We start from the raw sequence: 21,538 nt of genomic DNA, 5'->3' as shown, positions 1-21,538 counted from the left end.
TCGTTTTAAAACGCCACGCACACCGGCGCATCCACCCGCATCACCGAATCCTGCGCAAACTGCTGCTTATAACCGCTGCGCAGCGCCTCGATATTCGCCTCGCTCTCTTTGCCCGGCGCATGGATCAACAGCAGCGCCTTGCTGTTCTCGCGCGCCAGCTTGCCGTCGTGGCCCAGCCACTGCCCTTTGGCATCAAACACCGTCAGCCCGTCTTTAAAGCGCGGCGTCACCTGGCTATCGACGAAGGTTTGCCACTCGGCGGCGGTGATCGCCGGCCCCGCAGGGCGGTTCAGGCCGAAGTAGAGCGTTGTTTGCACCAGCGGATCACCGGTGCGGCAAACCGGGGCGGGTGACGTTGCCTGGTGGCCTGGCGCCACGCAGCCGCTCAGCAGCAGGGCGGCCACCACGGCGCCGGCGGCCAGTCTCGGGGAGTTTTTCATCTGCAGTCTCGGTTTCTCGGTTGAAGGATTAGCTGCAAAAAGCATAGTCAGCGATGGAAACCAGCGCGAAATTTCTAATGCTTTTATCAACATCCAGATGTTAAAAAAGGCTGGTTATCGGCAATAAAAACGGAATTTGGATTAGCTAAATTAATCCGAAACGCCATCGGTGAAAAAAACTCAGTGGCGCGCGTCCTCGGCGGCGATTACCCTGCCGGCCATCATTCTGACGCAAGTACGCTGTGAATCCCTTATGTTACTGAGCATCCTTTATATCATCGGCATCACCGCCGAAGCCATGACCGGCGCGCTGGCGGCCGGCCGCCGCCAAATGGACATGTTCGGCGTGATCATCATCGCCTCTGTCACCGCAATCGGCGGCGGGTCGGTGCGCGATATGTTGCTCGGGCATTTTCCATTGGGCTGGGTCAAACACCCGGAATACATCGTCATCGTCGCGATAGCGGCGATCGTCACCACCTGGGTGGCTCCCCTGATGCGCCATCTGCGCCGCCTGTTCCTGGTGCTCGACGCCGTCGGACTGATCGTTTTCTCGATCATCGGCGCCCAGGTGGCGCTGGATATGGGGCACAGCGCGATTATCGCCGCCATCGCCGCAGTGATCACCGGCGTCTTCGGCGGGGTGCTGCGCGATATGTTCTGCAACCGTATCCCGCTGGTTTTCCAGAAAGAGATCTACGCCGGCATCTCCTTCAGCGCCGCCTGGCTGTATATCGGCCTGCAGCACCTCAGCCTGCCGCACAATCTGGTGGTGATCCTCACGCTGGTCGCCGGCCTGAGCGCGCGTCTGATCGCCCTGCGCTTCCGCCTCGGTCTGCCGGTGTTCAACTACCAGCATCCGGATCACTGATCCCGGGGCGGCAGCGCGCCGCCGCTGGGCCAAAACCGCCAAAATGTCGCTCTTCAGCGCGCATATTCGCTCATTCGACGCTTTTTCCGCGCAAAGCCACGGGCAAAATGCGAGCTAACGCTGCACCCGGCGCGTTAGCCGTGTATACTGTGCGGAGAAAATACACATCCGCTGTTTTTGGCATATCAACCGTTATCAACGAACATCATCATGGCTCAAGGCACGCTTTATATTGTCTCTGCTCCCAGTGGCGCAGGTAAATCAAGTCTGATTCAGGCTTTGTTAAAGACGCAACCGCTGTACGACACGCAGGTTTCGGTTTCGCACACCACGCGCGACAGCCGCCCGGGTGAAAATCACGGCGAGCACTATTTCTTCGTCTCGAAAGACGAATTCCGCCGGATGATCGAGCAGGATGCGTTTCTTGAGCACGCCGAAGTGTTCGGCAACTATTACGGCACCTCGCGCGCCGCCATCGAACAAGTGTTGGCGACCGGCGTAGACGTGTTTCTGGATATCGACTGGCAGGGCGCGCAGCAAATCCGCGCCAAAATGCCGCAGGCGCGCAGCATCTTCATTCTGCCGCCGTCGAAGGAGGAACTGGGCCGTCGCCTGCGGGGGCGCGGGCAGGACTCCGAAGAGGTGATCGCCAAACGCATGGCTCAGGCCGTGGCGGAAATGACGCATTACGCGGAGTACGATTACCTGATCGTGAACGATGACTTCGATCTGGCGCTGTCCGATCTGAAGACCATCATTCGCGCCGAACGCCTGCGTTTGGGCCGCCAGTTGCTGCGGCATGACGCTTTAATCAGCAAACTATTGGCAGACTGAAGGCAGTTTCAGTATCATGCCCAGTCTTTTCGTCACCTGTGGAGTAGCACAAATATGGCACGCGTAACTGTTCAAGACGCTGTAGAGAAAATTGGTAACCGTTTTGACCTGGTGTTGGTCGCTGCTCGTCGGGCGCGTCAGATCCAGACCGGCGGCAAAGATGCACTGGTTCCGGAAGAGAACGACAAGTACACCGTTATCGCCCTGCGCGAAATCGAAGAAGGCCTGATCACCAGCCAGATCCTCGACGTGCGTGAGCGCCAGGAGCAGCAAGAGCAGGAAGCCGCAGAGATTCAAGCGGTTACCGCGATTGCTGAAGGTCGTCGTTAATTAGACAGCGAGTCCGCCTTGTACCTGTTTGAAAGCCTGAATCTGCTGATTCAACGTTACCTGCCCGAGGAGCAGATTAAGCGCCTCAAACAGGCATACCTCGTCGCGCGCGACGCGCACGAGGGCCAGACACGCTCCAGCGGTGAGCCCTACATTACTCACCCGGTCGCCGTGGCCTGCATCCTGGCGGAAATGCGTCTCGACCACGAGACGCTGATGGCGGCGTTGTTGCACGACGTCATCGAAGACACCCCGGCCACCTATCAAGATATGGAACAGCTGTTCGGCAAGAGCGTCGCCGAACTGGTTGAGGGCGTCTCCAAGCTCGACAAACTGAAGTTCCAGGACAAGAAAGAAGCGCAGGCGGAAAACTTCCGCAAGATGATCATGGCGATGGTGCAGGATATCCGCGTCGTGCTGATCAAGCTGGCCGACCGTACGCACAACATGCGCACCCTCGGTTCGCTGCGCCCCGACAAACGCCGGCGCATCGCGCGTGAAACCCTGGAAATCTACAGCCCCCTCGCCCACCGTCTGGGTATTCATCACCTGAAAACCGAGCTGGAAGAGCTGGGCTTCGAGGCGCTGTACCCAAACCGCTATCGCGTGATCAAGGAAGTGGTGAAAGCGGCGCGCGGCAATCGCAAAGAGATGATTCAAAAAATCCTCTCCGAGATCGAAGGGCGGCTGACCGAGGCCGGCATCGCCTGCCGCGTCAGCGGAAGGGAAAAACACCTTTACTCCATCTACCTCAAGATGCACCTGAAAGAACAGCGTTTCCATTCCATCATGGATATCTACGCGTTCCGGGTGATCGTCAAAGAGGTCGATACCTGCTACCGCGTGCTCGGCCAGGTGCACAGCCTGTATAAACCGCGCCCGGGGCGGGTGAAAGATTACATCGCCATTCCCAAGGCCAACGGCTATCAATCGCTGCATACCTCGCTGATCGGCCCGCACGGCGTCCCGGTCGAAGTGCAGATCCGCACCGAAGACATGGACCAGATGGCTGAGATGGGGGTGGCCGCGCACTGGGCTTACAAGGAAAGAGAACAGGGCGAAACCGGCACTACGGCGCAGATCCGCGCCCAGCGCTGGATGCAAAGCCTGCTGGAGCTGCAGCAAAGCGCCGGCAGTTCGTTTGAATTTATCGAGAGCGTCAAATCCGATCTGTTCCCGGATGAGATTTACGTTTTCACCCCGGAAGGCCGCATCGTCGAGCTGCCCGCCGGCGCCACGCCGGTCGACTTCGCCTATGCGGTGCATACCGATATCGGCCATGCCTGCGTCGGCGCGCGCGTCGATCGTCAGCCGTACCCGCTGTCGCAGTCGCTGACCAGCGGCCAGACCGTCGAGATCATCACCGCGCCGGGCGCGCGGCCCAACGCCGCCTGGTTGAACTTCGTGGTCAGCTCGAAAGCGCGCGCCAAAATTCGCCAGATGCTGAAGAACCTCAAGCGCGACGACTCCGTCGGCCTCGGCCGCCGTCTGCTCAACCATGCGCTGGGCGGCAGCCGCAAGCTGGCCGAAATTCCGCAGGAAAACATTCAGCACGAGCTGGACCGCATGAAGCTGGCGACGCTGGACGATCTGCTGGCGGAAATCGGCCTGGGCAACGCCATGAGCGTGGTGGTGGCGAAGAACCTGCAGGGCGATCAGTCCAGCCTGGGCACCACCTCCGGCGTGCGCAACCTGGCCATCAAGGGCGCCGACGGCGTGTTGATCACCTTCGCCAAGTGCTGCCGTCCGATTCCGGGCGACCCGATTATCGCTCACGTCAGTCCGGGCAAAGGGCTGGTGATCCACCATGAATCTTGCCGCAATATTCGCGGCTATCAGAAAGAGCCTGAGAAGTTCATGGCGGTTGAGTGGGATAAAGAGACCGAGCAGGAGTTCATCGCCGAGATCAAGGTGGATATGTTTAACCACCAGGGCGCGCTGGCCAACCTGACGGCGGCGATCAACGCGGCCGAGTCCAATATTCAGAGCCTGAACACCGAAGAGAAAGACGGTCGGGTTTATAGCGCCTTTATCCGCTTGACCACCCGCGATCGCATCCATTTGGCAAACATTATGCGTAAAATCCGTATCATGCCGGATGTGATCAAAGTTAACCGCAACCGAAACTAGCGCTTATGAGTCCTGAACGCTATGCGCGGATTTGTGAAATGCTTGCGACCCGGCAGCCGGATCTGACGGTCTGCCTGGAGCAGGTGCACAAGCCGCATAACGTCTCCGCCATTATCCGCACCGCCGACGCCGTCGGCGTGCATCAGGTCCACGCCGTGTGGCCCACCACCCGCATGCGCACCCTGGTTTCCTCCGCCGCCGGCAGCAACAGCTGGGTCAGCGTTAAAACCCATCCCACCATCGGCGACGCGGTCGGTCACCTGAAAGCGCAGGGCATGCAAATTCTGGCCACCAACCTGTCTGCGCGCGCGGTCGATTTCCGCGAGGTGGACTACACCCGGCCAACCTGCGTGCTGCTCGGCCAGGAAAAAACCGGCATCACCGAAGAAGCGCTGGCGCTGGCCGATCAAGACATCGTCATTCCGATGATCGGCATGGTGCAATCGCTCAACGTCTCCGTGGCCTCCGCGCTGATCCTGTATGAGGCGCAGCGCCAGCGGCAGAACGCCGGTCTGTATCGCCGCGACAACAGCATGCTGGACGAAGAAGAGCAGCAGCGTCTGCTGTTCGAAGGCGGCTATCCGGTGCTGGCCAACGTGGCCAAGCGCAAGGGGCTGCCGCGTCCGCAGATCGACGAACAGGGCCAGGTGGTCGCCAGCGCCGAATGGTGGGCGGCCATGCAGGCGACGGTGCGCAAATGAAAGGCCGCCTGCTGGATGCTGTCCCACTCACCACGCTTTCCGGGGTTGGCGCCAGCCAGGCGGGCAAACTGGCCAAGCTTGGCCTCGACACCATTCAGGATCTGCTGCTGCACCTGCCGCTGCGCTACGAAGACCGCACCCGCCTCTACCCGATCAACGATCTGCTGCCGGGCATCTACGCCACGGTAGAAGGGGAAGTGCTGCGCAGCGACATCAGCTTCGGCCGCCGCCGCATGCTGACCTGCCAGATCAGCGACGGCACCGGCATCCTCACCATGCGGTTCTTCAACTTCAACGCCGCAATGAAAAACAGCCTGGCCACCGGCCGCCGCGTGACCGCCTACGGCGAGATCAAACGCGGCAACCACGGCGCGGAGATCATCCATCCGGAATACCGTATTCAGGGCGAAACCAGCGAGGTTGAGCTGCAGGAGTCGCTGACGCCGGTTTACCCCACCACCGAAGGGGTGCGGCAGGCCACGCTGCGCAAGCTGACCGATCAGGCGCTGGCGCTGCTGGATACCTGCGCCATCGCCGAGCTGCTGCCGCCGGAGCTGAGCGGCGGCCTGATGAGCCTGCCACAGGCGCTGCACACCCTGCACCGCCCGCCGCCGGACATCCAGCTGGCGGATCTGGAGCTGGGCAAACACCCGGCGCAAAAGCGTCTGATCCTCGAAGAGCTGCTGGCGCATAACCTCAGCATGCTGGCGGTGCGCGCCGGCGCGCAGAGTTATCAGGCGCAGCCGCTGCTGCCGGACGATCGGCTGAAAAACCGTTTTCTCGCCCAGTTGCCGTTCTCGCCGACCGGCGCGCAAACGCGCGTGGTGGCCGACATCGAAGCCGATATGCAAAAAGACTTCCCGATGATGCGGCTGGTGCAGGGCGACGTCGGCTCCGGCAAAACGCTGGTGGCGGCGCTGGCGGCGCTTCGCGCCATCGCGCACGGCAAGCAGGTGGCGCTGATGGCGCCGACCGAGCTGCTGGCCGAACAGCATGCCAACAACTTCCGCCAGTGGTTCGAACCGCTGGGGTTGGAAGTCGGCTGGCTGGCCGGCAAGCAGAAAGGCAAGGCGCGCATTGCACAGCAGGAGGCCATCGCCAGCGGCCAGGTGTCGATGGTGGTCGGCACCCACGCCATCTTCCAGGAGCAGGTGCAGTTCAACGGCCTGGCGCTGGTGATCATCGATGAGCAGCACCGCTTCGGGGTGCATCAGCGGCTGGCGCTGTGGGAGAAAGGCGAAGAGCAAGGCTTCCACGCCCATCAGCTGATCATGACCGCCACGCCGATCCCGCGCACGCTGGCGATGACCGCCTACGCCGATCTCGATACCTCGGTCATCGACGAGCTGCCGCCGGGCCGTACGCCGGTGACCACCGTCGCCATTCCCGATACCCGCCGCGCCGACATCATTCAGCGGGTGAAAAGCGCCTGTCTGGAAGAGGGGCGACAGGCTTACTGGGTGTGCACGCTGATCGAAGAGTCCGAGCTGCTGGAAGCGCAGGCGGCGGAAGCCACTTGGGAAGAATTGAAAGCCGCGCTGCCGGAGCTGAAGGTGGCGCTGGTGCACGGCCGCATGAAAGCGCAGGAAAAGCAGGCGGTGATGCAGGCGTTTAAACAGGGCGAGCTGCAGCTGTTGGTCGCCACCACGGTGATCGAAGTCGGCGTCGACGTGCCGAACGCCAGCCTGATGATCATCGAAAACCCGGAACGGCTGGGCCTGGCGCAACTGCACCAGCTGCGCGGCCGCGTAGGGCGCGGCGCCGTGGCCTCACACTGCGTGTTGCTGTACAAAACGCCGCTGAGCAAAACCGCGCAAACGCGCCTGCAAGTGCTGCGCGACAGCAACGACGGCTTTGTCATCGCCCAGCGCGATCTGGAGATCCGCGGCCCGGGCGAGCTGCTGGGCACCCGCCAGACCGGCAGCGCCGAATTCAAGGTGGCGGATCTGCTGCGCGACCAGGCGATGATCCCCGAAGTGCAGCGCGTCGCTCGCCATCTCCATCAGCACTATCCGGAACACGCCCAGGCGCTGATCGAACGCTGGCTGCCGGAGAAGGCGCGCTACTCCAACGCATAAAAAAGGGCGCCTGCGGCGCCCTTTTCGTGGTGACTCGCGATATCACCCCACCGCCGGGAACACCGGCAGCAGCAGATACAGCTTGATGACGATGGCGTTGGCGATATCGATAAAGAACGCCCCCACCATCGGCACCACCAGAAACGCCAGATGCGACGGGCCGAAGCGATCGGTGATCGCCTGCATGTTGGCGATCGCCGTCGGCGTGGCGCCCATGCCGAAGCCGCAGTGGCCGGCGGCCAGCACCGCCGCGTCGTAGTTCTTGCCCATCACCCGGTAAGTAACAAAGATCGCGTACAGCGCCATCACCAGCGTCTGCACCGCCAGGATCGCCAGCATCGGCAACGCCAGCGAAGCCAGCTCCCAAAGGCGCAGGCTCATCAACGCCATCGCCAGGAACAGCGACAGGCTGACATTACCCAGCACCGATACCGCCCGTTCGAACACGGTATAGAAACCGGTGAAGGCCAGGGTGTTGCTGAGGATCACCCCGACGAACAGCACGCAAACGAAGTTAGGCAGCTCAAACACCGTACCGTTCAGCAGGCCGGCAATCAGCTGCCCCAGGCTCAGACAGATGGCGATCATGGCGATGGTTTCGATCATCACCAGCGAGGTGATCAGGCGGCCGCTTTCCGGCTTCTCGAAACCGCTCGGCTGCACGCTGTCTTCCGGGGTGCCTTCCGGCGTAGAGGAGTGTTTGACCAGATAGCGCGCCACCGGGCCGCCGATCAGGCCGCCCAGCACCAGGCCGAAGGTGGCGCAGGCCATGGCGACTTCCGTCGCGTTTTCAAAGCCGTAGCGCTCGATGAACAGCTTGCTCCAGGCCGCCCCGGTGCCGTGGCCGCCCGACAGGGTGATCGACCCGGCGATCAGGCCCATCAGCGGATCCAACCCCAGCATTTTCGCCATGCCGATGCCGATGGCGTTCTGCACCAGCAGCAGCCCCAGCACCACGAACAGGAATACCATCAGCGCCTTGCCGCCGGCGCGCAACCGCGCCAGGTTGGCGTTCAGGCCGATGGTGGCGAAGAAGGCCAGCATCAGCGGATCCTTCAGCGACATGTCAAAGCTGATTTCCCAGTTGGCGAACTTTTTCAGGGCTAACAGCAGGAGGGCCACCAGCAAACCGCCGGCGACGGGAGCGGGAATGGTATATTTTCGCAGCAGGGGAATGCTTCTGACGCACTTGCCTCCGAGAAGCAAAACCAGCGTCGCCGCGACTAACGTGCCATAAGTATCAAGATGAAACATCCAGGTACTCCATGTAAGGGAAAAGATCCAAATAAAAATAATAAGTTATAGAAAACCACTTAGTTTTTAAACTTGATGAGTGCAGGATTAGAAGTAAAAAACGCTGAGATGACAAGAAAAAATGAATGAAAATGCGACATAAACGAGAAAGTCGGCAACATAATATTTACGCGCAACCGTTTGCTTTTGCGGGGCGGGGCATTAAAATGCCTGCTTTGCCGTATCTGGAAACGCCACACCATGAGCATGTCATCCTCCGAGCTTGATGCCGCGCGCCAAGCCGCCTCAGAACCCCGCGCCAGTGAACTGATTTATCGCCTGGAAGATCGCCCGCCGCTGCCGCAAACGCTGTTTGCCGCCGGCCAGCATCTGCTGGCGATGTTCGTCGCGGTGATCACACCGGCTCTGCTGATCTGCCAGGCGCTGGGCCTGCCGGCACAGGATACCCAGCACATCATCAGCATGTCGCTGTTCGCCTCCGGTCTGGCTTCCATTCTGCAAATCAAAACCTGGGGACCGGTGGGTTCCGGGCTGTTGTCGATTCAGGGCACCAGCTTCAATTTCGTTTCGCCGCTGATCATGGGCGGTCTGGCGCTGAAAAACGGCGGCGCCGACGTGCCGACCATGATGGCCGCGCTGTTCGGCACCCTGATGGTCGCTTCTTGCACCGAAATTTTACTGTCGCGCGTGCTGCATCTGGCGCGCCGCATCATCACCCCGCTGGTTTCCGGCATCGTGGTGATGATCATTGGCCTGTCGCTGATTCAGGTCGGTCTGACCTCGATCGGCGGCGGTTATGCCGCGATGAACGATCACAGCTTCGGCTCACCGAAAAACCTGCTGCTGGCCGGCGCGGTGCTGGCGGTCATCATCCTGCTGAACCGCCAGCGCAACCCTTACCTGCGCGTCGCTTCGCTGGTGATCGCCATGGCGGTCGGCTATCTGTTGGCCTGGGCGATGGACATGCTGCCCGCCGACGCACCGGCAGCTCCAACGGCGGCGATCACCATCCCCACGCCGCTCTATTACGGTCTGGGCTTCGACTGGAACCTGCTGCTGCCGCTGATGCTGATCTTTATGGTCACCTCGCTGGAAACCATCGGCGACATCACCGCCACTTCCGACGTCTCCGAACAGCCTGTCAGCGGGCCGCTGTACATGAAGCGCCTGAAGGGCGGCGTACTGGCCAACGGCCTGAACTCGATGCTGTCGGCGGTGTTCAACACCTTCCCCAACTCCTGCTTCGGCCAGAACAACGGCGTGATCCAGCTGACCGGCGTCGCCAGCCGCTATGTCGGCTTCGTGGTGGCGCTGATGCTGATCGCGCTGGGGCTGTTCCCGGCGGTGGCCGGCTTCGTGCAGCACATCCCCGAGCCGGTACTGGGCGGCGCGACCATCGTGATGTTCGGCACCATCGCCGCCTCCGGCGTGCGCATCGTGTCGCGCGAGCGCCTGAACCGCCGCGCCATCATGATCATGGCGCTGTCGCTGGCCGTCGGCATGGGCGTCTCCCAGCAGCCGCTGATCCTGCAGTTCGCGCCGGACTGGCTGAAAACCCTGCTCTCTTCCGGCATCGCCGCCGGCGGCATTACCGCCATCGTGCTGAACCTGGTGTTTCCGCAGGAACACGAGAAAAAGTAACCCGCCCATTGGCGTTCAAACGGCCGCTTGCGGCCGTTTTTTATTGTCTATCAGACCATTGCCCTTGAGATGCCCAGCCAATTGCGGCATAAACAGGGTATCTTTTTTGACCGATGCGGATGTAGACGATGAAATTTATCGGAAAGCTGTTGCTGACGTTGCTGCTGCTGATCGTGCTGGCGGTGGTGCTGCTGTACCTGGTCGGGCAAACCCGCTGGGCGGCAGGCCGCCTGAGCGCCTGGATCAGCGACAACAGCGAATACCGCCTGTCGATAGGAAAAATCACCCATTCGTGGCGCCAACCGGACCAGATCGCTCTGGAAGACGTGCGGCTGGCGCGCAGTGGCCAGCCGCAGGCGCTGGTCGCCAAACGCGTCGATCTCGGCCTCAGCCTGCGCCAAATCACCGAACCGCGCTATTTCCACAGCGTCACGCTGCGTGACGGCACGCTGAACGTGCAGCCGCAGACTGCGGCGCTGCCTGTACAGGCCGACGTGCTGCAACTGAGCAACATGGCGCTGCAATCCAACGATAACGCGTGGCAGCTCAACGCGCAGCAGGTCAATGCCGGCATCACGCCGTGGCGCCCGCTGGCCGGCCATCTGCTGGGGGACAACAATCAGTTCCAGTTCAGCGCCGGTTCGATGACGCTGAACGGCATCCCCGCTTCGAAGGTGTTGGTGCAGGGGGAGCAAAAGCAGGGTCAGCTGCTGTTGAACAATTTCGGCGCCGATCTGGCGCAGGGCGACCTGACCGGCGTAGCCAGCCGCGCCGCCGACGGCAGTTGGCAGGTGGATCGCCTGCGGCTGAGCGGCGTGCGCCTGCAGACCCCGATGACGTTGGCGGAATTCATGCGGCGCTTTACCGCCCTGCCGCCGGTCACCCTCAAGCGTTTCGATCTGATCGACGCGCGCCTGGAAGGCAAGGCGTGGGCGTTTAACGATCTCGATCTGTCGCTGCAAAACGTCAGCATCGAAAAAGGCGACTGGCGCAGCGAAGACGGCTCGCTCAACGTCAATGCCAGTGATGTGATCAACGGCGGTTTCCACCTGATCGACCCGATCGCCACCCTGCGCCTCTCCTCCGCCGGCATCGCCATTCAGCAGTTCACCACCCGTTGGGAAGGCGGGCTGCTGCGCACCTCCGGCAATTGGCTGCGCGCCGGCAAACGCCTGCAGCTGGATGAAGTGGCCATGGCGGCGCTGGAGTACACCCTGCCTATCGACTGGCGCGAGCTGTGGCTGAAACCGCTGCCGGACTGGCTGGCCGAGGTGTACGTCACCAAGCTGACCACCAACCGCAATCTGATTATCGATATCAACCCGGCATTCCCGTTCCAGATCACCGCGCTGGACGGTTACGGCAGCAACCTGCTGCTGGCGCGCGACCACCAGTGGGGCATATGGTCCGGTTCGCTGAACCTGAACGGCAGCGAGGCGACCTTCAACAAGATCGACGTGCGGCGCCCTTCGCTGGCGCTGAACGCCGACGCCAGCCAGATCGCCGTCACCGAACTCAGCGCCTTCATGCCTAATGGGTTGCTTGAGGCCAAAGCGACCGTCGATCAGTTGCCGGGCAAGCCGTTCCAGCTGATGCTGCACGGCCGCTCGGTACCGCTCAATACCTTGCAGCAATGGGGATGGCAGCCGGTGCCGCTGACGGGCGACGGCAACCTTGAGCTGCAGTTGAAAGGGCTGCTGAACAGCGACGGGCCGTTCAAAGCTTCATTGAAGGGGACTCTGCAAGCCACCGCCGGCGACGGCCAGACGGTGAACCAACAGCTGCCGTAATGCACTGCGCGGCCCGCCCTCAGGGCAGGGCCGCCGCCTTACTCCTCCAGCGCTTCAGAGCCGCCCTGATCCAGCGGCACATCCGGCTCGGCCGGCAACACCATGTAAGTGCCTTCGAACACCGCGCCCTTATCCTCATCGCCGAACAGATGCACTTCGGCGTGCACGCGCGCGCGGCGGCCACGCGCCAGACGCGCCAAGTCGCCGCTCAGCGAACCAAGATCCGCCACCGCCCGCGGCCTGCCGGTGATCGGTTTGCTGTAGCGAATGTGCGCGTCCGCCAGAATGATGGTGCCGCCGAGATGGCGCTCGCGCAACAGCAGCCAAATCAGCCCCCAGGCGGTCAGCGTCGCCAGTGAGAACAGGCTGCCGGCAAACAGCGTATGGTGCGGATTCTGGTTGCCGATCTCCGGCATGGTGGTGACAAAGCGCTGGCCGGTGTATTGGCTGATGCGCACGCCCATCTTTTCGCTCAGCGGGATATGTTCATACCAGGCCTGCTGCAATTGGCCGCACCAGTCGGGGCGATGCAGGATATCGTCCAGCGTCGCCACCGGTTTGATCATCAAGAAGTGACGGATCGGGGTGGTCTGCGGCGCGGTGATCTCGCCCTGATTAACGAACCCCAGCTTGGCGAAGAAATCCACCGCGTCTTCACGGGCGCTGCACACCACCCGCTTCACGCCTTCCTGCCGCGCGACGGACTCCAGCGTTATCGCTACCAGCGTCCCGAGCCCTTTATCCTGCAACGTCGGGTCTACCGCCAGAAAACGGATCGCCGCCTCGTTGTCGGCATTGATGTACAGCCGCCCAATGGCGACGATTTTACCGGCCTCGTCCACCACCATTTGGTGATGGGCCATGGCGTCATAGGCATCCTTTTCCGAACCCACCGGCTGGTGCAGCGGCTTGCGCAGCATTTCCCAGCGAAACTGGTAATATTCCTTCAGTTCTTGCTCTGTTACGGGTACTCGTAGGTGATACATAGACGCCTGTTCTCCGAATGCTTAGACCTGTAGCCAGAATGTCACCGGACCATCGTTGACCAGCGCCACCTGCATGTCGGCGGCGAACTCGCCGGTCTGGGTCTCTACGCCGCGTTCGCGGCATTGGCCAACAAAATATTGATACAACCGATCGGCGACCAAAGGCGCGGCGCCGCGCGAGAAGCTGGGCCGCATGCCCTTCTGAGTGTCCGCCGCCAGGGTGAACTGCGAAACGACCAGCACGCTGCCCCCGGTCTGCTGGACGTTGAGGTTCATCTTGTCGTTCTCGTCGCCGAAAATGCGGTATCCCAACACGCGTTCGCACAGGCGCTGCGCTTTTTGCTCGTTATCGCCCTGCTCCACGCCCAATAACACTAACAAACCGGGGCCAATTTTGCCTACCGTCTCGCCACCTACCGTGACGCTGGCGTTTAACACCCGTTGAATCAACGCAATCATTCCTGCTGCCCTTCTGGTTTTGGTTCCTGTTGCTCCGCCTTCTGCCGGCGGTAGTCGCGGTATTCGCCGATGGTCACGGTGATTTCCGCGCCGAGTAACACGATACACCAGCTCCAGTAGACCCACAGGAATAAAATCGGGATCACCGCCAGCACGCCGTAAATCAGCTGATAGGAAGGGAACATGGTGACGTACAGCGCGAATCCCTTCTTGCCCAGCTCGAACAGCAATCCGGCCACCACCGCGCCGATCAGCGCGTCTTTGGGCGGCACGCGCACCGTCGGCACGATGCAATACAGCAGCCAGAAGGAGATGCACGACAAAATCAGCGGGAAAATGCGCAGCACCTGATCCACCAGCCCGTTAACCCCGGTCTGCGCCAGCCAGTTGAGCGACAGCAGGTAGGAGCTGATGGCCATGCTGGCGCCCACCAGCAGCGGCCCCAGCGTCAGCACCATCCAGTACACGGCGAAGGAGAAGACGATCGGCCGTTTGTTCTTGCTGCGCCAGATGGTGTTCAGCACGCTGTCCACCGAGGAGATCAGCAACAGCGCGGTGACAATCAGCCCGCAGGTGCCGACGGCGGTCATCTTGTTGGAGTTGGCGACGAACTGCTCCAGGTAGTTCTGGATCACATTGCCGGCGGCCGGCACGAAATTGGCAAAAACAAAGCGCTTCAGCTGTTCGCTGATGTCGGCAAACATCGGGAAAGCGGCGAACAGCGCGAACACCACGGTGACCAACGGCACCAGCGACAGCAGAGAAACATAGGCGAGATGGCCCGCCAGCATCGTCAGGCCATCGTTGTCGATGCGCTGGTACAGCAAACGCCCAAAAGTAACGCCGGGCTTAATCGCAGGGGGCAGCTTCTTGCGGCGGAAAAACGACATGGTCACTCCTTGATGTCCGTTGATACGCCTTAAGCTTAACGCGCCCTGCGCTCATTGGGCAAAATAGGCCGGCACCACGTCGCGATCGGTGACGTGCACCGTCTTGATCCCCAGCGCCTGCGCGGCGAGGACGTTCGCCGGGTGATCGTCGAAGAACACCGCGTCTGCGGCGGCGGTGTTTTCCGCGGCCAGCACATGTTGATAGATCTCGGCCTCCGGCTTGCGCATGCCGAGATCTTGCGACAAATAGAGATGATCGGCGGCGGCGGCCACTTCAGGATAGTGCTGCGGCCAGTAGTTGCAGTGCAGACGGTTGGTGTTCGACAGCACCACCACCCGGTGGCCTTCGTTGCGCAGGCGCTGCATGATGTCGATCACTTCCGGGCGCAGCGCGACGAATACCGCCTGCCAGCCGGTGGCGAATTGTTCGAAGCTGAGCGCGATGCCCATTTCATCGCACAACTTGCCGGCGAAGTCTTCGTCGCTGATTTCACCGCGCTCATGTTGCTGGAACACCTCACCCATGGCGAAACGATCGGACAGCACCGCCAACGGCGTGCCGCTCAAATTGCTCCACACGCCCAGCACACGCTTGAAATCGATATCGACGATCACATTACCTAAATCAAAGATATACAGCATAGTCCTCTCCTGATGGGCCGGTGAGATTTCACTGTAGCGGGAAAAGGAACAGCTGAACAGGGAGCGAACGGAAAAGCGCATAGCGCGCCGCACAAACGGGGAACAACAGAGGAAAAAACTCAGGGCGCGAGAACCGCGCCCTAAGCATGAGACACTCAATCAGCGATTAAGCGTCTTTTGGACCGCGGCTGGCACGCTTACGATCGTTTTCCGTCAGGTGACGCTTACGGATACGGATCGAGGTTGGCGTCACTTCTACCAGTTCGTCGTCATCGATGAACTCCAGAGCTTGCTCCAGGGTCATTTTGATGGCCGGAACCAGGGTAGTCGCTTCGTCAGTACCGGAAGCACGCATGTTGGTCAGCTTCTTACCGGTCAGGCAGTTTACGGTCAGGTCGTTGGAACGTGAGTGAATACCGATGATCTGGCCTTCATACACTTCCGCACCGTGGCCCAGGAACAGCTTGCCGCGATCCTGCAGGCCGAACAGCGCGAACGCGACCGCTTTGCCCTGGCCGTTGGAGATCAGCACGCCGTTCTGACGCTGGCCCACTTCGCCCGGACGCACGTCGTCGTAGTGGCTGAAGGTGGAGTACAGCAGACCAGTACCCGAAGTCATGGTCATGAATTCGTTACGGAAGCCGATCAGACCGCGGCTTGGGATCACGTAGTCGAGACGCACGCGGCCCTTACCGTCCGGATCCATGTTTTTCAGGTCGGCTTTACGCTCGCCCATCGCCTGCATCACGGAACCCTGATGCTGCTCTTCGATATCCAGCGTCACGTTCTCGAATGGCTCCTGCTTGCGGCCATCGATTTCGCGGAAGATAACTTTCGGACGGGAAACCGCCAGCTCGAAACCTTCACGGCGCATGTTTTCGATCAGCACCGACAGGTGCAGCTCGCCACGACCGGATACGCGGAAGGCGTCCGCATCGTCGGTTTCTTCAACGCGCAGCGCCACGTTGTGCACCAGCTCTTTGTTCAGACGGTCAAGGATCTGACGCGACGTCACGTACTTGCCTTCTTTACCGCAGAACGGCGAGGTGTTGACGTTGAAGAACATGGTGACGGTCGGTTCGTCGACGGACAGCGCCGGCAGCGCTTCTACGGCGTTGGTGTCGCAGATGGTGTCGGAGATGTTCAGCTCGCCCAGGCCGGTGATGGCGATGATGTCGCCCGCTTCCGCCAGGGTGCTGTCGATACGCTCCAGACCCAGGTGACCCAGCACTTTACCCACTTTACCGTTGCGAGTTTTGCCTTCGCTGTCGATGATGGTGACCTGCTGGTTCGGCTTCACTTTACCGCGCTTGATGCGGCCGATGCCGATAACGCCCAGGTAGTTGTTGTAGTCCAACTGGGAGATCTGCATCTGGAATGGCGCTTCCAGCTCAACCTGCGGCGCAGACACATGGTCGACGATCGCCTGATACAGCGGGGTCATGTCTTCCGCCATGTCGGTGTGGTCGACGCCGGCGATGCCGTTCAGCGCAGAAGCGTAGATGATCGGGAAGTCGAGCTGCTCGTCGGTCGCATCGAGGTTCACGAACAGGTCGAACACCTGATCTACAACCCAGTCAGGGCGCGCGCCAGGACGGTCAACCTTGTTGATGACCACGATCGGCTTCAGACCATTGGCGAAGGCCTTCTTGGTCACGAAGCGGGTTTGCGGCATAGGGCCATCCATTGCATCCACAACCAGCAGCACCGAGTCAACCATCGACATCACGCGCTCTACCTCGCCGCCGAAGTCGGCGTGTCCTGGGGTATCCACGATGTTGATGCGGTAACCGTTCCAATTAATGGCGGTGTTTTTTGCGAGGATGGTAATCCCACGCTCTTTCTCCAAATCGTTGGAGTCCATTACGCGTTCGGTGGCTTCCGCACGCTCTCCGAAAGTACCGGATTGTTGCAGCAGCTTATCAACCAGGGTGGTTTTACCATGGTCAACGTGGGCAATAATGGCGATGTTACGCAAATTTTCGATCACAGCTTTGCCTCGGGCATTAGAAATAGCGCGCTATTGTACACGTATTAAGCGAGGGACTAAACAAGATCACAACCATCTCTTATAAACAACCGCGTGCCGGTCAGTTTGTGATCCCTTTCACGGTGCAAAAAGCCGCAATCGTTGCACTTTTGCACCATTTCAGTGCCCTCGCTCACTCCGATTGCACCATTTCGGTGCAATTTATCACTGATGGTGCATACTGGGGTTGGGTAAAACCCGCGCAGAAAGGCGATGAAAGCCTTTTTTAAAAGTTGGCACGCTTTTCGCTTTAGTCTTTTCAAGGCGAAAAAAAGCCAGTTCCACAGATTCGTTCCACGACGACGACAATGATAAACCGGGAGAGTTAAGTATGTCCGCTGAACACGTTTTGACGATGCTGAATGAGCATGAAGTGAAATTCGTAGACCTGCGTTTCACTGACACCAAGGGTAAGGAACAGCACGTGACTATCCCGGCTCACCAGGTAAACGCCGACTTCTTCGAAGAAGGTAAAATGTTTGACGGCTCCTCTATCGGTGGTTGGAAGGGCATCAACGAATCTGACATGGTGCTGATGCCGGACGCCAGCACGGCGGTTCTGGATCCATTCTTCGAAGAACCTACGCTGATCATTCGCTGCGACATTCTCGAGCCGGGCACCATGCAAGGCTACGATCGCGACCCGCGCTCCATTTCCAAACGCGCCGAAGACTTCCTGCGCTCCTCCGGCATCGCGGACACTGTGCTGTTCGGGCCAGAGCCTGAGTTCTTCCTGTTCGACGACATCCGCTTCGGCAGCAGCATCCGCGGTTCCCACGTGGCGATCGACGATATCGAAGGCGCCTGGAACTCCGGCACAAAATACGACGGCGGCAACAAAGGCCACCGTCCGGCGGTGAAAGGCGGTTACTTCCCGGTTCCACCGGTCGACTCTTCGCAGGATCTGCGTTCCACCATGTGTCTGACCATGGAAGAGATGGGCCTGGTGGTTGAAGCGCACCACCACGAAGTGGCGACCGCCGGTCAGAACGAAGTGGCGACCCGCTTCAACACCATGACCAAGAAAGCCGACGAAATTCAGATCTACAAGTACGTAGTGCACAACGTGGCGCACGCCTTTGGTAAAACCGCAACCTTCATGCCGAAGCCTATGTTCGGCGACAACGGTTCCGGCATGCACTGCCACATGTCGCTGTCCAAGAACGGCACCAACCTGTTCGCCGGCGACAAATACGGCGGCCTGTCTGAAACCGCGCTGTTCTACATCGGCGGCATCATCAAGCACGCCAAGGCGATCAACGCGCTGGCCAACCCGACCACCAACTCGTACAAACGTCTGGTGCCGGGCTACGAAGCGCCGGTGATGCTGGCTTACTCCGCCCGTAACCGCTCCGCGTCCATCCGTATCCCGGTGGTCGCCAGCCCGAAAGCGCGCCGCATCGAAGCCCGCTTCCCGGATCCGGCGGCTAACCCATACCTGTGCTTCGCCGCGCTGCTGATGGCCGGCCTGGACGGCATCATCAACAAGATCCACCCTGGCGACGCCATGGACAAAAACCTGTACGACCTGCCGCCGGAAGAAGAAGCCGAGATCCCAAAAGTGGCCGGCTCGCTGGACGAGGCGATGGCCGCACTGAACGAAGACCGCGAGTTCCTGACCCGCGGCGGCGTGTTCACCGACGATGCGATCGATGCCTACATCGAACTGCGCAAAGAAGAGATGGACCGCATTCGCATGACGCCACACCCGGTCGAGTTCGAACTGTACTACAGCGTCTAAGTTCTACCCGCGCCGTCTGCCCTGGCGGACGGCGCCCACAATTTTTGTTATCGCTTTTTTGTTGCCGTGGAAACTTTCAGCCCATCTTCGGATGGGTTTTTTTCTCCACCGTATTTTCTGCAAAACTATTCCATACCGTGTCGATCCCGGATGGAGTAGGATAGATGCACTAAAAAGGTGCAGGAGTCTGCTGTATGGCAACTGGCAAGCTGCCCGATGCTGGGCAGATCCTCAATTCACTCATCAACAGCATCCTGCTGTTGGATGACTCACTGGCGGTTCACTACGCCAACCCGGCGGCACAGCAGCTGCTGGCGCAAAGCTCCCGCAAGCTGTTCGGTACGCCGCTGCCCGATTTGCTCGGTTATTTTTCGCTGAACGTCTCTTTGATGCGCGAAAGCCTGCGCGCCGGGCAGGGCTTCACCGATAACGAAGTGACCCTGGTGGTCGACGGCCGCGCGCATATCCTTTCCCTGACCGCTCAGGCGCTGCCGGAAGGCTATATCCTGGTCGAACTGGCGCCGATGGACAATCAGCGCCGCCTGAGCCAGGAACAGCTGCAGCATGCCCAACAGGTAGCAGCCCGCGATCTGGTGCGCGGTTTGGCGCACGAAATCAAAAACCCGCTGGGCGGCCTGCGGGGCGCGGCGCAGCTGCTGGCCAAGGCGCTGCCCGATCCGGCGCTGACCGAATACACCAAGGTGATCATTGAGCAGGCCGATCGGCTGCGCAATCTGGTGGATCGTCTGCTCGGGCCGCAGCGGCCCGGCCAGCATATTACCCAGAGCATTCATCAGGTCGCGGAGCGCGTCTGCCAACTGGTGTCCCTGGAAATGCCGGATAACGTCACGCTGGTGCGCGACTACGATCCGAGTCTGCCGGAAATGGCTCATGACCCGGATCAGATAGAACAGGTGCTGCTGAACATCACCCGCAATGCGCTGCAGGCGCTGGGCGAGGCGGGCGGCACCATCACGCTGCGCACCCGCACCGCGTTTCAGATTACGTTGCACGGTACCCGCTACCGACTGGCGGCGCGCATCGACGTCGAAGACGACGGCCCCGGCGTGCCGGCGCAGCTGCAGGACACGCTGTTCTACCCGATGGTCAGCGGCCGTGAAGGCGGTACCGGCCTGGGATTATCCATCGCACGCAATCTGATCGATCAGCATTGCGGAAAAATTGAATTCAACAGTTGGCCAGGTCATACCGAATTCTCGGTCTACCTGCCCATTCGTCAGTGAGGTTTGCTATGCAACGAGGGATAGTCTGGATCGTCGATGACGATAGCTCCATCCGCTGGGTGCTTGAGCGCGCGCTCACCGGCGCGGGCCTGAGCTGCGCCACCTTCGAAGGCGGCAATGACGTGCTGGAAGCCTTGGCCACGCAAACCCCCGACGTGCTGCTGTCGGATATCCGCATGCCGGGTATAGACGGCCTGGCGCTGCTCAAGCAGATCAAACAGCGTCACCCGATGCTGCCGGTGATCATCATGACCGCGCATTCGGATTTGGACGCCGCCGTCAGCGCTTATCAGCAAGGGGCCTTCGACTACCTGCCGAAGCCGTTCGACATCGACGAAGCGGTGGCGCTGGTCGAGCGCGCCATCAGCCATTATCAGGAGCAGCAGCAGCCGGTGCGCAGCCAGCCGGCCAGCGATCCGGCGGCGGACATCATCGGCGAGGCGCCGGCGATGCAGGACGTGTTTCGCATCATCGGCCGGCTGTCGCGTTCGTCGATCAGCGTGCTGATCAACGGCGAATCCGGCACCGGTAAAGAGCTGGTGGCGCATGCGCTGCACCGCCACAGCCCGCGCGCCAAATCACCGTTCATCGCCCTGAACATGGCCGCTATTCCCAAGGATCTGATCGAGTCCGAGCTGTTCGGCCACGAGAAAGGCGCCTTCACCGGCGCTAACCAAATCCGCCAGGGGCGCTTTGAACAGGCCGACGGCGGCACGCTGTTCCTCGACGAGATCGGCGATATGCCGCTCGACGTGCAAACGCGCCTGCTGCGGGTGCTGGCGGACGGCCAGTTCTACCGGGTCGGCGGCTATGCGCCGGTGAAGGTCGACGTGCGCATCATCGCCGCCACGCACCAGAACCTGGAGCTGCGGGTACAGGAAGGCAAGTTCCGCGAGGATCTGTTCCACCGCCTGAACGTGATCCGCGTACACCTGCCGCCGCTGCGCGAGCGCCGTGAAGACATCCCGCGACTGGCGCGCCACTTCCTGCAGATCGCCGCCAAAGAGCTGGGCGTCGAGGCCAAGAACCTGCATCCGGAAACCGAAACTGCGCTGACCCGCCTGCCCTGGCCGGGCAACGTGCGCCAGTTGGAGAACACCTGCCGCTGGCTGACGGTGATGGCCGCCGGGCAGGAAGTGCTGATTCAGGATCTGCCGGGTGAGCTGTTCGAAACCGCCGCGCCGGAGAGCCCCAGCCACAGTCTGCCGGACAGCTGGGCCACGCTGCTGGCGCAGTGGGCCGATCGCGCGCTGCGTTCCGGTCATCAAAACCTGCTGTCGGAAGCCCAGCCGGAAATGGAGCGCACGCTGCTCACCACCGCCCTGCGCCATACCCAGGGGCACAAACAGGAAGCCGCGCGCCTGCTGGGCTGGGGGCGCAATACCCTCACCCGCAAGCTTAAAGAGCTGGGCATGGAATAGGAACGGGGATGGATGATGAAAAACGCAGTCCGGCGCACAAAAAAACGCCAACCGCAG

General features: G+C 60.8%; 18 protein-coding genes. 11 read left to right on the top strand and 7 right to left on the bottom strand.

The window, feature by feature from the left end:
• Nucleotides 1–5: 5 nt before the first annotated feature.
• Nucleotides 6–440 (bottom strand): DUF3574 domain-containing protein, encoded by a 435-nt coding sequence (locus ACP39K_RS22065; RefSeq protein ID WP_049299565.1) that lies wholly within the window; start codon nt 438–440, stop codon nt 6–8.
• A 253-nt stretch (nt 441–693) separates the two neighbouring features.
• On the opposite strand from ACP39K_RS22065, the gene ACP39K_RS22060 reads away from it, so the two are divergent.
• The 6 genes from ACP39K_RS22060 (at nt 694) to recG (ending at nt 7,384) form a co-directional block, all read left to right on the top strand.
• Entirely contained in the window at nt 694–1,311 is a 618-nt protein-coding gene (locus ACP39K_RS22060) for a trimeric intracellular cation channel family protein (protein ID WP_025304704.1), read from the top strand.
• A 210-nt stretch (nt 1,312–1,521) separates the two neighbouring features.
• A complete protein-coding gene (gmk, locus tag ACP39K_RS22055) occupies nt 1,522–2,145 on the top strand; it encodes a guanylate kinase (protein WP_004931218.1) in 624 nt (207 codons plus the stop codon).
• A gap of 54 nt (nt 2,146–2,199) precedes the next feature.
• Nucleotides 2,200–2,475, top strand: a complete 276-nt coding sequence (gene rpoZ, locus ACP39K_RS22050) for a DNA-directed RNA polymerase subunit omega (RefSeq protein WP_004931221.1) — start codon at nt 2,200–2,202, stop codon at nt 2,473–2,475.
• Between the two features lie 18 nt (nt 2,476–2,493).
• Nucleotides 2,494–4,605: a bifunctional GTP diphosphokinase/guanosine-3',5'-bis pyrophosphate 3'-pyrophosphohydrolase gene (gene spoT, locus ACP39K_RS22045; protein WP_015379445.1), complete on the top strand. Its 2,112-nt coding sequence runs from the start codon at nt 2,494–2,496 to the stop codon at nt 4,603–4,605.
• A 5-nt stretch (nt 4,606–4,610) separates the two neighbouring features.
• Nucleotides 4,611–5,306: a tRNA (guanosine(18)-2'-O)-methyltransferase TrmH gene (gene trmH, locus ACP39K_RS22040; RefSeq protein ID WP_033639122.1), complete on the top strand. Its 696-nt coding sequence runs from the start codon at nt 4,611–4,613 to the stop codon at nt 5,304–5,306.
• On the top strand, nt 5,303–7,384 hold the full coding sequence (gene recG, locus ACP39K_RS22035; protein ID WP_016929649.1) for an ATP-dependent DNA helicase RecG: 2,082 nt from the start codon (nt 5,303–5,305) through the stop codon (nt 7,382–7,384). Before trmH ends, recG begins: the two co-directional genes overlap by 4 nt.
• A 42-nt stretch (nt 7,385–7,426) precedes the next feature.
• On the opposite strand, the gene gltS is transcribed toward recG, so the two are convergent.
• A complete protein-coding gene (gene gltS, locus ACP39K_RS22030; protein WP_025304708.1) occupies nt 7,427–8,638 on the bottom strand; it encodes a sodium/glutamate symporter in 1,212 nt (403 codons plus the stop codon).
• Between the two features lie 240 nt (nt 8,639–8,878).
• Between gltS and ACP39K_RS22025 the strand changes: the two genes are divergently transcribed.
• Nucleotides 8,879–10,279 (top strand): nucleobase:cation symporter-2 family protein, encoded by a 1,401-nt coding sequence (locus ACP39K_RS22025; protein WP_019452186.1) that lies wholly within the window; start codon nt 8,879–8,881, stop codon nt 10,277–10,279.
• A 128-nt stretch (nt 10,280–10,407) separates the two neighbouring features.
• Nucleotides 10,408–12,069: an AsmA family protein gene (locus tag ACP39K_RS22020; protein WP_033639120.1), complete on the top strand. Its 1,662-nt coding sequence runs from the start codon at nt 10,408–10,410 to the stop codon at nt 12,067–12,069.
• A gap of 38 nt (nt 12,070–12,107) precedes the next feature.
• Here ACP39K_RS22020 and fabY read toward each other — a convergent pair whose 3' ends face one another.
• From fabY to typA, 5 genes are all read right to left on the bottom strand, one after another.
• A complete protein-coding gene (gene fabY, locus ACP39K_RS22015) occupies nt 12,108–13,055 on the bottom strand; it encodes a fatty acid biosynthesis protein FabY (RefSeq protein ID WP_025304711.1) in 948 nt (315 codons plus the stop codon).
• 21 nt (nt 13,056–13,076) lie between these two features.
• A complete protein-coding gene (dtd, locus tag ACP39K_RS22010; protein WP_497008832.1) occupies nt 13,077–13,514 on the bottom strand; it encodes a D-aminoacyl-tRNA deacylase in 438 nt (145 codons plus the stop codon).
• On the bottom strand, nt 13,511–14,404 hold the full coding sequence (locus tag ACP39K_RS22005; RefSeq protein ID WP_016929643.1) for a virulence factor BrkB family protein: 894 nt from the start codon (nt 14,402–14,404) through the stop codon (nt 13,511–13,513). The genes dtd and ACP39K_RS22005 overlap by 4 nt, the downstream gene beginning before the upstream one ends.
• A 51-nt stretch (nt 14,405–14,455) precedes the next feature.
• Nucleotides 14,456–15,046 carry a glucose-1-phosphatase gene (gene yihX / locus ACP39K_RS22000; RefSeq protein WP_154747614.1) on the bottom strand — a complete coding sequence of 197 codons (591 nt, stop codon included), beginning with the start codon at nt 15,044–15,046 and terminating at the stop codon, nt 14,456–14,458.
• Nucleotides 15,047–15,212: 166 nt separating this feature from the next.
• Complete coding sequence (typA, locus tag ACP39K_RS21995; RefSeq protein WP_004931243.1) at nt 15,213–17,036, bottom strand: ribosome-dependent GTPase TypA; 1,824 nt, start codon at nt 17,034–17,036, stop codon at nt 15,213–15,215.
• Nucleotides 17,037–17,406: 370 nt separating this feature from the next.
• Here typA and glnA point away from each other — a divergent pair, with 370 nt between their 5' ends.
• From glnA to glnG, 3 genes are all read left to right on the top strand, one after another.
• A complete protein-coding gene (gene glnA / locus ACP39K_RS21990) occupies nt 17,407–18,816 on the top strand; it encodes a glutamate--ammonia ligase (protein ID WP_004931244.1) in 1,410 nt (469 codons plus the stop codon).
• A 194-nt stretch (nt 18,817–19,010) separates the two neighbouring features.
• A complete protein-coding gene (gene glnL / locus ACP39K_RS21985; protein ID WP_004931246.1) occupies nt 19,011–20,060 on the top strand; it encodes a nitrogen regulation protein NR(II) in 1,050 nt (349 codons plus the stop codon).
• An 8-nt stretch (nt 20,061–20,068) separates the two neighbouring features.
• Entirely contained in the window at nt 20,069–21,481 is a 1,413-nt protein-coding gene (gene glnG / locus ACP39K_RS21980; protein WP_015379452.1) for a nitrogen regulation protein NR(I), read from the top strand.
• Nucleotides 21,482–21,538 lie beyond the last annotated feature (57 nt).

It is taken from the genome of Serratia sp. EC4 (genome assembly GCF_059652115.1).
The sequence above is the reverse complement of the archived record's forward strand: the minus strand, read 5'-3'. Positions and strand labels throughout refer to the sequence as shown.

Coding starts and splice junctions, on each gene's coding strand:
- ACP39K_RS22065 (WP_049299565.1), bottom strand. CDS start 440: ATGAAAAACTCCCCGAGACTGGCCGCCGGCGCCGTGGTGGCCGCCCTG.
- ACP39K_RS22060 (WP_025304704.1), top strand. CDS start 694: ATGTTACTGAGCATCCTTTATATCATCGGCATCACCGCCGAAGCCATG.
- gmk (WP_004931218.1), top strand. CDS start 1,522: ATGGCTCAAGGCACGCTTTATATTGTCTCTGCTCCCAGTGGCGCAGGT.
- rpoZ (WP_004931221.1), top strand. CDS start 2,200: ATGGCACGCGTAACTGTTCAAGACGCTGTAGAGAAAATTGGTAACCGT.
- trmH (WP_033639122.1), top strand. CDS start 4,611: ATGAGTCCTGAACGCTATGCGCGGATTTGTGAAATGCTTGCGACCCGG.
- recG (WP_016929649.1), top strand. CDS start 5,303: ATGAAAGGCCGCCTGCTGGATGCTGTCCCACTCACCACGCTTTCCGGG.
- gltS (WP_025304708.1), bottom strand. CDS start 8,638: ATGTTTCATCTTGATACTTATGGCACGTTAGTCGCGGCGACGCTGGTT.
- ACP39K_RS22025 (WP_019452186.1), top strand. CDS start 8,879: ATGAGCATGTCATCCTCCGAGCTTGATGCCGCGCGCCAAGCCGCCTCA.
- ACP39K_RS22020 (WP_033639120.1), top strand. CDS start 10,408: ATGAAATTTATCGGAAAGCTGTTGCTGACGTTGCTGCTGCTGATCGTG.
- fabY (WP_025304711.1), bottom strand. CDS start 13,055: ATGTATCACCTACGAGTACCCGTAACAGAGCAAGAACTGAAGGAATAT.
- dtd (WP_497008832.1), bottom strand. CDS start 13,514: ATGATTGCGTTGATTCAACGGGTGTTAAACGCCAGCGTCACGGTAGGT.
- ACP39K_RS22005 (WP_016929643.1), bottom strand. CDS start 14,404: ATGTCGTTTTTCCGCCGCAAGAAGCTGCCCCCTGCGATTAAGCCCGGC.
- yihX (WP_154747614.1), bottom strand. CDS start 15,046: ATGCTGTATATCTTTGATTTAGGTAATGTGATCGTCGATATCGATTTC.
- glnA (WP_004931244.1), top strand. CDS start 17,407: ATGTCCGCTGAACACGTTTTGACGATGCTGAATGAGCATGAAGTGAAA.
- glnL (WP_004931246.1), top strand. CDS start 19,011: ATGGCAACTGGCAAGCTGCCCGATGCTGGGCAGATCCTCAATTCACTC.
- glnG (WP_015379452.1), top strand. CDS start 20,069: ATGCAACGAGGGATAGTCTGGATCGTCGATGACGATAGCTCCATCCGC.